Genomic DNA, 12,414 nt, shown 5'->3' with positions numbered 1-12,414 from the left:
TTGTCAGATTGCTACAATAAGAATCTATGTTTTCCGTTCAACCGCAACGCCATGACTCTCGTAGACTTCCAAGATGAATTTGATATTGTTGTTGTCGGTGCAGGCCATTCCGGGTGCGAAGCAGCCCTTGCCTCTGCCCGCCTTGGATGTCGCACCCTTCTGCTGACGCTGAATTTGGATAAAATTGCCTGGCAACCCTGTAACCCTGCTGTGGGCGGGCCTGCGAAGTCCCAATTAACCCATGAGGTGGATGCTTTGGGGGGGGAAATTGGGAAAATGAGCGATCGCACCTATCTCCAGAAGCGCGTCCTCAATGCCTCACGAGGCCCCGCAGTTTGGGCCCTACGCGCTCAAACCGATAAGCGCGAATACGCTGCGGTAATGAAAAGCATCGTCGAAACCCAAGAAAACCTCGTCTTGCGCGAAGGTATGGTTACCGACTTGGTATTGGGCAACAATGATGAAATTATCGGCGTAGAAACCTACTTTGGAGTCGCCTTCGGATGTCGCGCCGTCATTCTCACCACCGGAACCTTCCTGGGCGGAAAAATCTGGGTGGGCAAAAAATCCATGGATGCGGGACGTGCGGGTGAATTTGCCGCCGTGGGACTCACGGAAACCCTAAACCGCTTGGGGTTTGAAACCGGACGACTGAAAACTGGAACCCCTGCACGAGTGGATAAGCGCTCTGCGGACTATAGCAAAATGGAGCGGCAACCGGGAGAAGATGAAGCCGGTTGGTTTAGTTTTGACCCAGAGGTTTGGGTTCGACGGGAACAGATGGACTGTTACATTACCCGTACAACTGCTGAAACCCATCAACTCATTCGGGATAATTTGCATCTTTCTCCCGTGTATGGCGGGTGGGTGGATGCCAAAGGGCCGCGCTATTGTCCCAGTATTGAGGATAAAATTGTTCGCTTTGCCGACAAAGAGTCCCATCAAATCTTTATTGAACCGGAAGGACGCACTATTCCGGAATTGTATATCCAAGGGTTTTCTACGGGTTTACCAGAAACATTGCAATTGAAGATGTTGCGCTCTTTACCCGGATTGGAAAAGTGTGTAATGTTGCGCCCGGCTTATGCAGTTGAGTATGACTATCTACCAGCAACCCAGTGTTATCCCACACTGATGACTAAGAAGGTAGAAGGGTTGTTTTGTGCCGGACAAATTAATGGTACAACCGGTTATGAAGAAGCGGCTGCTCAAGGCTTAGTCGCTGGCGTGAATGCGGTCCGTTTGGTACGCGGACAAGAGCCAATTATTTTTGCCCGCGAACAGAGTTATGTCGGTACACTGATTGACGATCTGTGTACGAAAGAACTGCGCGAACCCTATCGGATGTTAACCTCCCGTTCAGAATATCGTCTGGTGCTACGCTCTGATAATGCCGATCGCCGGTTAACGCCTTTGGGTCGAGAAATTGGCTTGATTGATGACCGACGCTGGACTCTTTTTACCGAGAAGCAAGAGAAGATTGCTGGGGAAAAAGAACGACTGTATGAAACCCGTGTAAAAGAACACGAGCCTGTGGGTCAGAAGATTGTAGCCGATACTGAACAAAAGATTAAGGGATCGATTACTCTGGCCGATCTGTTGCGCCGTCCCCGATTCCATTATGGGGATTTAGATCGCTATGGCTTGGGAAATACTGAGTTAGCATCTGAAGAAAAACAAGGGGCAGAGATTGAAATTAAATATTCTGGCTATATCCAACGGCAACAAAATCAAATTGACCAAATTAACCGTTATGCCAATCATAAGCTACCGGAAAGTTTGGATTATTTCCAAATTGAAACTTTGTCCATGGAAGCACGGGAAAAATTAGATCGCGTGCGTCCGTTGACCGTGGGTCAAGCCTCTAGAATTGGTGGAGTAAATCCAGCCGATATGAATGCTTTGTTAATTTATTTGGAGGTACAAAACCGGAAACAATTAACCATTAACCATTAATCATTAACAATTGTTGATTTTTATTGCGCTTTAGCTGCCAGAGCTTCCATAACACTAAAGCGCAACAACAAACCTAGCTGTCTCATTCCTCAAATTAGCTGTTCCACGCCACGACTATTGGATAGCACAGGAATCAAACAGGCTTCAATCTATCAATCCTGACCCCATGTTTTTTTGAAAGACCTTTGTATTAATGGATACAAAGAAAGCATGCTGAACTCCAACACATTAAGCTGACGTTATTTTGATAACGTTTTGTAAACAATATTAAGATCATCTTCAGACCTCTACCTTATACTCAAAGTATTCACAAACCCCAAAATCATAAATCAAACCTAATATGTACCTTTTGAAATCTGACAACTCTTATAAAACGCCCTTAAAAACTCAAGTGACTCCCATGGATACTAATCGAGAAAATACCCTCTTCAATCAAGCCCCCACGGGTATGATTGAATGGTCTCTAGAGGGAAAAATTCTCAGAATTAATCCTCGGTTTGGTCATTTGATCGGCTATCCCCCTCAAGAGTTGCAAGGTCATTCGTTGATGGAAATTATTCATCCCGATGATATTGAGGGCGATCGCCCCTTGATCGATCAACTTCTAGAGGGCGAGTTGCAAACCTTCATGCAAGAAAAACGCTATCTGCATCAAGATGGCTCCATGACTTGGGTGAACTTAGCAGTTTCCTTGCTGTATACTAGCCCCTCTACTCCTCCGACCTTTCTGGGAGTGGTGACTGATACCAGTGAACACCAAGCCGTCTTACGCGATCGCCGCAAGGCACAACAAGCACTCAAGGAAAGTGAACGTCGCTTTCGAGCAATATTCAACTCTGCGTTTGGATTTATGACGCTATTATCTCCAGAAGGAGAAATTTTAGAAGCGAATCACACCCTCCTAGAGTTTGCAGGGGTTCAACTTTCTGATGTTATCGATCAAGATATATGGAATGCGCCATGGTGGCCCCAAGATTACGCCAATCAGGAACAACTCAAAGCTAAAATTAAGCAAGCAGCTAAGGGTAAAACCCTGCGCTGTACAGTTGATTTTTTGGGCATAAATCAGCAAAGTATCACGGTAGACTTTTCCCTCAAACCGGTGATGGACTCCTGTGGGAAAGTGGTAATGCTGATTGCAGAAGGACGAGATATTAGCGATCGCCAAGCCTTGCAAAAGGAACTCGTCTGGCGAGATCAACTCTGGAATGCCTTCTTCAAAGCTGCTCCCATTGGTATGGCAATTCTGGACAAAAAAATGAGATTCGTGCAAGTTAACGAAACCCTTGCCAGTACCAATGATAGTACGATCGGCGATCATCTGACAAAAACCATTAGTGAAATTAATCCCTATCGAGCTAAAACCCTCGAACCCCATCTGAGGGAAGTCTTAACCAGTGGTAAACCCCTACTCAATATTGAAGTTTCCCATGAAACACCACGGTTATCCGGTGTTGTGCGTCATTGGTTAGAAAACTACTTTCCCCTCACCACCGAGCAAGGTCAATCTAAAGGTGTGGGCATGATCTGCATTGATATGACTGCTCGCAAACAGGCTGAACATGCCTTGCGCCATTCTGAATCTTTGTTAAAAGAAAAAAATCAACAACTTCAGGAAACGTTATGTGACTTAAAACGAACCCAATCCCATTTAATTCAAGCGGAAAAAATGTCATCCCTAGGACAAATGGTGGCGGGAGTAGCCCATGAAATTAATAATCCAGTGAACTTTATCTATGGGAACTTGTTACATGCCGAAAATTACATGCAGGATTTGGTAGATATTCTACAATTGTATCAAGACCATTATCCCCAACCCCATCCGGAGATCGCCGAAGCCACAGAAGTCAAAGACCTGGATTTTCTCCTCGAAGATTTGCCGGAACTGCTCCATTCCATGACTGTCGGTACGGAGCGGATCAGAGAAATTGTCAAATCCATGCGTACTTTTTCCCGCTTAGATGAATCAGCAGTGAAGTCGGTTGATATTCATGAGGGGATTGATAGCACCTTACTGATTCTGCACAATCGGATGAAAGTGAAACCCGATTATCCCGGAATTGAGGTCATTAAAGAGTACGGAGAATTACCTAAAATAGAGTGTTATGCCGGACAACTGAATCAGGTAGTGATGAATATCCTCAGTAATGCCATAGATGCGATCGATGAATCCCTTTGCTCGAAACAAGGACATTTACAAGAGCCTCGTGAGGGACAAATTCGGATTGCTACCCAATTGCTGGATTCAAACTGGGTAGCAATTCGCATTCAAGATAATGGCATGGGAATCCCGGAACGGGTCAAACAACGCTTATTTGATCCATTTTTTACAACGAAGCCGGTAGGGAAAGGCACAGGTTTAGGTTTGTCAATTAGTTACCAAATTGTGGTCAAAAATCATGGGGGTAAAATGGATTGCCATTCAATTCCAGGGGAAGGAACCGAATTTATCATTCACATCCCTTGTCAACAAGGATAGCGCTAGTCATGGATAATGGGGAATTAGTAATACCATTTCTCTTTAACATTCCCATTAATCGATCCTTGGGAGACAAGGGGCTTAAGACCCTTGCCTCTCAGCCATCAATTGATGCAAACATTTTAAGGATTTGATATAAGCTATTGCCTATTGCCTAGCGCGAAGCCCTATATAGCTTTATCCCTGACAAGCAAGATGAATGAGAATGCCCAGTAATCGCTCGATGGGATCGATCGCGTAGGCTTCTAAATCAATGGTTAAATGAGCTTCTTCTAATTTCAAAAACTTCCACAGTTCTCCATTGGTAACGCAACCATAAATGGTCTGATCTGTCCGTTGATTAAACAGTTGAGCCGCCACCATTTCTGCCCCGCATTGCCCTAATCCAGCATTGAGGTTTTCTGGCTTGGCTTCTACTAACATGACGACTGGATTTTCTAGGACTAAGAGACGGGGCGATCGGGCAATCAAAAAATCCACATAGCCGACTAATTGCCGTGTTTCATCAATATTAAATTCTCGGCCAGAAAAGACGCTAATTTCATGCGAAGATAAGCGACGAACAGCCGTTAAAATGGGATTGATAATCCATTCACTGCGAGCTTTTTCATTTCCCTGTGCTAGAGCCAGAGGAAGACTATCAGCTAAGGTTTCTTTCAGAAGTGTATCGGCTTCAATTGAGGGGACAGGAGGTAAGAAATGAAGGGTTTCGTGAAGGGTTAAACCCAACTCATTTTGAACTCGCAGCAGATCGAATTTGCTATAGGCCATGGCAGATTCTCCAAAGTACCAAAGATGCGGTAGGGGCGTTCATGTCGGCAACAGCCGAAAACGGCTGTTCGCCCCTACAATATACCTTATCGGGTAGGGTGGGTAGAGTATGCTTTTAGAATTTGAATGATGCCGCTTCTCCTCCTACCTACCCTACAATGATTTCCTAAAATAGGACAAGTCAGATGATCGAATACTTTTTTTTAGCTAATTTAGCAGGAACTCTCAATTTAGCCTTCAGTGCTTTTATCGGTGGAATTATAGGAGCAACAGCCACCCTTATTGTTTTTTTGCTTTTAAGTAAAAAATACGATCAAGAATTCAAAAATATACACAGCAATACTGCCAAATTAAAAAAACTTGAAAATAAGGTTTTCAGCCTCAGAAATAAAAACTTAGATCTGGTTAAACAAATCGCGAGACTTCAAGAGGAAGAAAAAAAATTACAAGCCCAGGTGGAAGGGCTACAAAATGCGCTGTTGATTCCTGAAAGCGAAGAGAAAAAAATCACTACCGAAATCCACAAAAAAGTTCAAGGAAAACCGATCAAAAAAATAGGACTATACAAATACATTTTAGAGGGGTTGGAAAAAAACATCAATTTTTATAATCCCCAAAATCATGAAACATTTGAAAAATATTTGCAATCTCTACAAAAACCAGCAGAGCAGTTGTGGGAATCTTATAGATCGGATCGGGTTAAAGTGAATTACTCCGATCCATCAACTCAAGCAGCTTACTTAATACGTTATTATCCCCATTATGTACAAATGACTTATGAAATTTTACAACAGTGTTCAAAAACTTTCGCTTTTGGGAAAAAAATAAATGCTTGCTTTTTTGGAGCAGGGCCTTGTCCCGAAGTGGCTGGTTTAGCTCAGTTTTTAACCAAGTATTATCCCCAAACAAAAGAGATTTTTGTCCATGTTTATGATATTGCTTCTGACCAATGGGCACTGAGTCGAGCCATCACCAAAGATTTCGTACTTCCCAATTTATGGAAAGGTCAATTTTCTGGGAATGCTCACCATTTAGATTTATGCTCGGCTAATAGCTTTGAGTCAGTTTCAGAAGCGATCGAGAATAGTCATCTTTTTGTCTTTCAAAATTGTCTGAATGAAATATGGAATATATCAACGACTAAAGAGAATATTAAATTTTTGCTGGAATGTGCCCCTTTAAACAGTTTTATTGTGATTGGAGATCTTCGCTATGCCCAAAACCGTTATATATTAGAAGATATTGCTGAATTTGTGCAAAGAACGAATGATTATCAAATCATAATGCTAGATGAATTAGACATACCGTCTTCACTAAGAATCCCTCAAATGGTGACAGAAAACTTACTAACGAGCGTAGGTGGTTTAGTTCCTCGCTCCCACATTAAATTTATGTTTTTAGTTATTGGCAAATTCTAATAAATAGAGAATTGATCATTCTTCATTCTATCGGGTGAAAATTTCTAACTATTTCACCTTTGATTTAGGTTCGAGATCGTGCCATCCGACTAAAGAAGGGGAATTAGGATTATGTTCTCGGTAATTTTCTCTGGCTTTATCAATGCTGGTAGTTGCATAACAGTATTGACACCCAAATAAGCAGCTATTATACATGCCAATATCGCGGCTTTTCACACAACCGCAAGCTTCTCGCTGACCAGTATCTTTCTTATGACTGACTTCTATGTCAAAGATTTCCTGGAGATAATCATCATCTATGCATTTACCATGGTGAATGCTATATGACTCTAAGTCATAGGGTTCGGCACAACTAAAAAGCTGGATCTTATGTTTTTGAGCAATTTTTTCTATTGAGGGTAAAAATTTTTCAAAAACTTGTGGAGTTTTTTCAAAGGGATAAAAAGTAATAGCTTTTTCTGTTTCAATCTTTTGGAGACGATGATTATTTTTGCTATACCGATCCATAAAACTAATGACACATCGGTTGGTATAGCCAGAGAGTTGACTGGCAATGTAAGTATATTGCTGAAGATGAAAATCTACATCAGTATCTTGACTGAAAACAATGGGATCGTATCGCCAGATTACTCTTTGACTGCCGATTAAATTGGCTAACTTTTGAAATATTTTAATAGCAAAAGATAAAGGAGTTTGATGCTGGTCTATAAAACTGGGATTGTTCATTACTGTGAACTGAAAATAGTATTTATATCCCAGTTCGTTTAATAGATCTAAAGATGACAATAAAGGTTGCGGGTTGCGAGTCCAGAAAACAATCGCGTCAACATTTTGTGGAGTCAAATCAATGCGGGAAAGTTGCTGGGAGTTAAAAGGATTGGGTACAACACAGTAACCGGCTTGAATACGATTGATAAACCATTTATGATAAAAGGCAGGAATATCAGTTCGTCTACTGGCGCTAATAATCATTCTGATAAGGGAGGTGAAATTTAATTTGTTTCGTATTATAGCGTTTTTTTATTTTTTAATTGTTCGCACAATGCTAAATTAAGGCATTGGTCTTCATGCAGGGGAATTATGGCACGGCAACCTTCTAAGCGTCCACCAGCAGAGAGTCCCTCTTGGGTGAAACGGCAAACGCTGAAGATATTACGATCGCTGATTATCCGTTTACAGGCGATCGCCGATCGCCTAGAAACCTCTCCCCTTTCCGCTCGCCAGCGCCCTATTTTTCGCGTGTGGAATCAGTTTTTAACCTGGGTGCGCGGATGGCTACCTACTCCCTGGAATCGGAATATCAATGATTTTGACCTCAGTTTAGCTTTGGGTGCAATTCTTGCCCTCTCTCTGGCGATCTCCGTTTCCCTTATTCCCAGTCGTCCCCCAGAAGTCGCGCAACTCCCCGAAACCCCTAAACCGACAGAAACTGTTGAAGTCCCAGAGATCGAATCAGAACCCGAAGCACCTCCAGAGGAGATCTTACCTGAACCTATCCCTGAAGAGATCCCAGAAGAAGAGATTCCAGAACCGATAGAAGAAGTCACTCAAGAACCGGAACTCCCTGAAATTACAGAAATAGAAGAACCCGTTGAGCAAGAAGAAGAGGAAGAGGAAGACATGAGCGAACCCGTTCCCGTCGAAATTACGCCACCCCCACCTCCCGTTCTCACACCCGAACAACGGTTAATTGTCACCATTCAAGAGCAAGTCAATCGCTTAACCGAAAAATATGAAGAGGGCTTAATTGATTCTCTGCAAGCCGATTTCTTGAATAGTCTCTTAGTGCTAAAAGTCGATCGGCGCTGGTACGATCTACCCTTAGAGCAACAAAAACGGCTGGCTAACGATATGTTGCGGCGATCGCGAAAACTCGATTTTAGCCGTTTAGAAATCCTCGATCTCGACGGTCATTTATTAGCCCGCAATTCTGTCGTGGGAACTAACATGGTAATTCTTAAAGTAATATCTTATACATTGTTTAACCTGTAGGTGGGCAGGGTTTCGCACTAGAAGTTCCATCGTATCGCCCCTTTCTCCTGCTCACCCGACCAGCTACTGTAACAAGGGGCTTAAGCCCCTTGTCTGGTCTAAACTGCTGTTGCCATTACCCATTACCAGGGTGTAGCGCTATATTTACGAAGTCGCTTCAGCGGGATAAACACTCACTTTTTTACGATATCTACCATTACGCTCAAACGTAACGATACCATCAATCAGAGAAAACAAAGTGTAATCGCGACCTACACCAACATTTTTACCCGCATGGAAAGTAGTTCCTCTTTGACGGACGAGAATATTACCTGCGAGGACATTTTCTCCACCATAACGTTTTACACCCAAGCGCTGGGCGTTCGAGTCGCGGCCGTTGCGCGTACTTCCGGTTCCTTTCTTATGTGCCATAGGAGTTTTGAGATCGATTATCTACTGTATATCTAGTTTACAAACTTTACTGCAATTAAGCTTCGTCAGAGGCTTCAGCAGGGGCTGGAGTTGAGGCTAACACTTCTCCATTAACGTTAATGGAATTGATCATCAACCGAGTGCGTTCTTGGCGATGTCCGCGTTTTTTGCGCGTTTTCTTTTTCGGTTTCATTTTATAGACTAAAACCTTGCGATCGCGAAAATGCCGCATTACCGTTCCTTCCACCGTCGCGCCACTCACCAGAGGCTGACCAACATGCATATCGTCGCCATGCTGGATATAAAACACTTTGTCAATGGAAACCGTTTGTTCCGGTTCTACCGCCAGCAGTTCAATGTCATAAAAGCGACCGGGTTCAACTCTCAGTTGTTTACCACCCGTTTCAATAATTGCATAACTCATAGGATATTGGTTCCTTGGGGTTGCCGTACAGGTAGCTGGCGATCGCCAGCATTTAGATATGGTCTTACCTGATCCGAGCAGGGATTAAGCAGACAATCCACTATTGTTGCACTTCAATTTCTGTTTTGTCAATTTTAGTGGTCTTCCTAGAGTAGGGCTTGAATCTGAAAATATGTTAAAATTTGATAAGTAAACACTCACAACTTGGTAGGCTCAAACCCAATACTTGGGGGGGGATACCAAGTGTCGTGGTTTCTGAATTGTTTTCTGCATGGAGCTTTGCCCCGTATGAGTATCCCCCTAGATCGGATCGTGCCCACGGACTTGAGAAATGAGATGTCCCGGTCATACCTAGAATACGCCATGAGCGTGATTGTAGGTCGAGCGCTTCCCGATGCCAGAGATGGACTCAAACCCGTTCACCGCCGCATTTTATACGCCATGCACGAACTGGGTTTAACCCCCGATCGCCCCTTCCGGAAATGCGCCCGTGTCGTCGGCGAAGTCCTCGGTAAATATCATCCCCATGGCGATACGGCGGTTTATGATGCTCTGGTGCGGATGGCGCAAGACTTTTCCATGCGATCGCCCCTCATTAACGGTCATGGTAACTTCGGCTCCGTAGACAACGATCCCCCAGCAGCCATGCGGTATACGGAATGTCGCTTGCAGGCGATTTCTACAGAAGCCATGCTGCAAGACATTGAATCAGAAACCGTTGACTTTATCGATAACTTCGATGGCTCGCAACAAGAACCCATCGTCCTCCCCGCACGGGTTCCCCAACTGCTCCTCAATGGTTCAGCCGGTATTGCAGTCGGCATGGCGACGAATATTCCTCCCCATAACCTGGGAGAACTGATTGATGGCTTAGTTGCCCTGATCGACGATCCGGATTTAACCGATACTGCGCTCATGCGGTATATTCCCGGCCCCGACTTCCCCACGGGGGGCAAAATTCTGGGAACCTCTGGTATTCAGGAAGCCTATACCCTCGGTCGCGGATCGATTACCATGCGGGGCATCGCTGACATTGAAACCATTGAACATCGGGGTCGCCCTTCACGGGATGCGATTATTGTTACCCAATTGCCCTACCAGGTGAATAAGGCTGCCCTCATTGAGCGGATCGCCGAACTGGTGAATGATAAACGGATTGAAGGCATTGCTGATATTCGCGATGAGAGCGATCGCGATGGAATGCGGATCGTCGTCGAACTGCGTCGCGATGCCTATCCTAGAGTTGTTCTCAACAACCTCTACAAACAAACTCCCCTGCAAACCAACTTTGGGGCCAATATGTTGGCACTCGTCAACAATGACCCCCAACTGCTCTCGATTAAACACTTCCTCAGCGTCTTCCTAGAATTTAGAGTCGAAACCATCACCCGGCGCACCCAATACGAACTCCGCAAAGCCGAAGAGCGAGACCACCTGTTGCAGGGCCTGCTGATTGCCATGCAATACCTGGATGAAATTATCGAACTCATTCGCCATGCTGCCGATACTCCAACCGCTAAAGCAGAATTAATAGAGCGCTATTCCCTCTCCGAACTGCAAGCCGATGCCATTCTGCAAATGCAACTGCGCCGCCTAACTGCCCTAGAAGCCGAAAAAATCCGTCAAGAACATGAAGAACTGCAACGGCGCATTGCCGACTTAAAAGACATTCTCGCCAACCGCAATCGCATCCTAGAGATGATTAAGGCAGAATGTGCTGAACTCAAGCAAAAATTTGCCACCCCGCGCCGCACCGAGATCGAAAAAGCCGAAGGGGATCTCGTCGATATGGACTTGATCGCCAATGAAAAAGCAGTGATCTTAATTACGGAACAGGGCTATATTAAGCGGATGCCTGTCGATACCTTTGATGCCCAAAGTCGGGCAACACGCGGTAAGTCGGGCGCGAAAATGAAAGAAGATGATGGCATTGACCATTTCTTGACCTGCTGCGATCATGATAGTCTGCTGTTTTTCAGCGATCGCGGTGTTGTCTATCGTCTCCTCGCCTATCAAATTCCCAGCAGCTCCCGCAACGCCAAAGGCACACCCATGGTGCAAATGTTGCCCATTCCCATGGATGAGAAAATCACCTCCATTATCCCCGTGTCGGAATTTAGCGACCATGAATACTTGGTCATGCTCACCCAGAAAGGCTACATTAAACGCACAGCCCTTGATGCCTTCAGTAATATTCGCACCAATGGGTTAATTGCCATTTCCCTAGCAGAAGGCGATCAGTTGCGTTGGGTGAGACGAGCGACGGAAGAAGACAGTATTATTATTGCCTCATCCCAGGGGAAAGCCATTCATTTTAGAACCAACACCGATCAAGTTCGTCCCCTCGGTCGAAGCGCACGCGGGGTAAGAGCAATGAAACTCGTTGACGGCGATAGTTTGATTAGCATGGATATCCTTCCGGGTAACGTACTTAGCGAGCTAATGGTCGATCAGGCGGAAGAAGAAGAGGTTAATGATACGCCAGAAACTGAAGACATCGAGACCACATCCACCCTCGGCCCTTGGGTATTAGTCGTCACCACTAGAGGTTATGGCAAGCGAGTTCCCGTCAACCAATTCCGACTGCAAAACCGCTCTGGAAAAGGAATCATTGCCACTAAGTTTAAATCCCATAAAGCTAACGATGAGTTAGCCGCTCTGCGCATCGTTCACCCTGACGACGAGTTAATGATGGTCACCTCCCGTGGCATTATTATTCGCCAATCTACTAACGCCATTTCCGTACAATCCCGTGGTGCAACTGGCGTATTAGTGCAACGGTTAGATAAGGACGATACCATTGCCGCAGTTGCCCTAGTTCCTACCCAAGGGGAAGAAACGACGGACGGGGAGCCAGAGGTAGAGTTAACCACTGAAACAGAGACCCCCGAACCCTTAGCCGAATAATGGGATGCAAAGAAACCGGGTTTCCTACCAAAGTTGAGGAGAAACAAGAAACCCGG

At 44.8% G+C, this 12,414-nt stretch carries 9 protein-coding genes; 5 read left to right on the top strand and 4 right to left on the bottom strand.

What is annotated here, in order from left to right; all coding sequences use genetic code 11:
• Positions 1-51: 51 nt before the first annotated feature.
• Together mnmG and PN466_RS11050 are read left to right on the top strand one after the other, a co-directional pair.
• Positions 52-1,956 (top strand): tRNA uridine-5-carboxymethylaminomethyl(34) synthesis enzyme MnmG, encoded by a 1,905-nt coding sequence (mnmG, locus tag PN466_RS11055; RefSeq protein ID WP_271939671.1) that lies wholly within the window; start codon positions 52-54, stop codon positions 1,954-1,956.
• A gap of 400 nt (positions 1,957-2,356) precedes the next feature.
• Positions 2,357-4,435: a PAS domain S-box protein gene (locus PN466_RS11050; RefSeq protein WP_271939669.1), complete on the top strand. Its 2,079-nt coding sequence runs from the start codon at positions 2,357-2,359 to the stop codon at positions 4,433-4,435.
• Positions 4,436-4,612: 177 nt separating this feature from the next.
• On the opposite strand, the gene PN466_RS11045 is transcribed toward PN466_RS11050, so the two are convergent.
• Positions 4,613-5,206, bottom strand: coding sequence for a hypothetical protein (locus PN466_RS11045; protein ID WP_271939668.1), 594 nt, complete (start codon positions 5,204-5,206; stop codon positions 4,613-4,615).
• A gap of 185 nt (positions 5,207-5,391) precedes the next feature.
• Here PN466_RS11045 and PN466_RS11040 point away from each other — a divergent pair, with 185 nt between their 5' ends.
• Positions 5,392-6,624, top strand: a complete 1,233-nt coding sequence (locus PN466_RS11040) for a hypothetical protein (RefSeq protein WP_271939666.1) — start codon at positions 5,392-5,394, stop codon at positions 6,622-6,624.
• A 48-nt stretch (positions 6,625-6,672) separates the two neighbouring features.
• Here PN466_RS11040 and PN466_RS11035 read toward each other — a convergent pair whose 3' ends face one another.
• Positions 6,673-7,596, bottom strand: coding sequence for a DUF1848 domain-containing protein (locus PN466_RS11035; protein WP_271939664.1), 924 nt, complete (start codon positions 7,594-7,596; stop codon positions 6,673-6,675).
• Between the two features lie 108 nt (positions 7,597-7,704).
• Between PN466_RS11035 and PN466_RS11030 the strand changes: the two genes are divergently transcribed.
• Positions 7,705-8,616, top strand: a complete 912-nt coding sequence (locus PN466_RS11030; protein ID WP_271939663.1) for a hypothetical protein — start codon at positions 7,705-7,707, stop codon at positions 8,614-8,616.
• A gap of 144 nt (positions 8,617-8,760) precedes the next feature.
• Here PN466_RS11030 and rpmA read toward each other — a convergent pair whose 3' ends face one another.
• Positions 8,761-9,027: a 50S ribosomal protein L27 gene (gene rpmA / locus PN466_RS11025; protein WP_271939661.1), complete on the bottom strand. Its 267-nt coding sequence runs from the start codon at positions 9,025-9,027 to the stop codon at positions 8,761-8,763.
• A gap of 55 nt (positions 9,028-9,082) precedes the next feature.
• Positions 9,083-9,451, bottom strand: a complete 369-nt coding sequence (rplU, locus tag PN466_RS11020; RefSeq protein ID WP_271939660.1) for a 50S ribosomal protein L21 — start codon at positions 9,449-9,451, stop codon at positions 9,083-9,085.
• A gap of 288 nt (positions 9,452-9,739) precedes the next feature.
• Here rplU and gyrA point away from each other — a divergent pair, with 288 nt between their 5' ends.
• A complete protein-coding gene (gyrA, locus tag PN466_RS11015; RefSeq protein ID WP_271939658.1) occupies positions 9,740-12,358 on the top strand; it encodes a DNA gyrase subunit A in 2,619 nt (872 codons plus the stop codon).
• Positions 12,359-12,414 lie beyond the last annotated feature (56 nt).

The sequence above is a fragment of the Roseofilum reptotaenium CS-1145 genome (assembly GCF_028330985.1).
Classification (GTDB): Bacteria; Cyanobacteriota; Cyanobacteriia; order Cyanobacteriales; family Desertifilaceae; genus Roseofilum; species Roseofilum reptotaenium.
Note: the sequence above shows the minus strand (reverse complement) of the source record. Positions and strands in the feature narration are given on the sequence as shown.

What these genes read in the sequence shown, in the direction of transcription:
- rplU (WP_271939660.1), bottom strand. Translation starts at nt 9,451, where the DNA reads ATGAGTTATGCAATTATTGAAACGGGTGGTAAACAACTGAGAGTTGAA.
- PN466_RS11050 (WP_271939669.1), top strand. Translation starts at nt 2,357, where the DNA reads ATGGATACTAATCGAGAAAATACCCTCTTCAATCAAGCCCCCACGGGT.
- mnmG (WP_271939671.1), top strand. Translation starts at nt 52, where the DNA reads ATGACTCTCGTAGACTTCCAAGATGAATTTGATATTGTTGTTGTCGGT.
- rpmA (WP_271939661.1), bottom strand. Translation starts at nt 9,027, where the DNA reads ATGGCACATAAGAAAGGAACCGGAAGTACGCGCAACGGCCGCGACTCG.
- gyrA (WP_271939658.1), top strand. Translation starts at nt 9,740, where the DNA reads ATGAGTATCCCCCTAGATCGGATCGTGCCCACGGACTTGAGAAATGAG.
- PN466_RS11030 (WP_271939663.1), top strand. Translation starts at nt 7,705, where the DNA reads ATGGCACGGCAACCTTCTAAGCGTCCACCAGCAGAGAGTCCCTCTTGG.
- PN466_RS11035 (WP_271939664.1), bottom strand. Translation starts at nt 7,596, where the DNA reads ATGATTATTAGCGCCAGTAGACGAACTGATATTCCTGCCTTTTATCAT.
- PN466_RS11040 (WP_271939666.1), top strand. Translation starts at nt 5,392, where the DNA reads ATGATCGAATACTTTTTTTTAGCTAATTTAGCAGGAACTCTCAATTTA.
- PN466_RS11045 (WP_271939668.1), bottom strand. Translation starts at nt 5,206, where the DNA reads ATGGCCTATAGCAAATTCGATCTGCTGCGAGTTCAAAATGAGTTGGGT.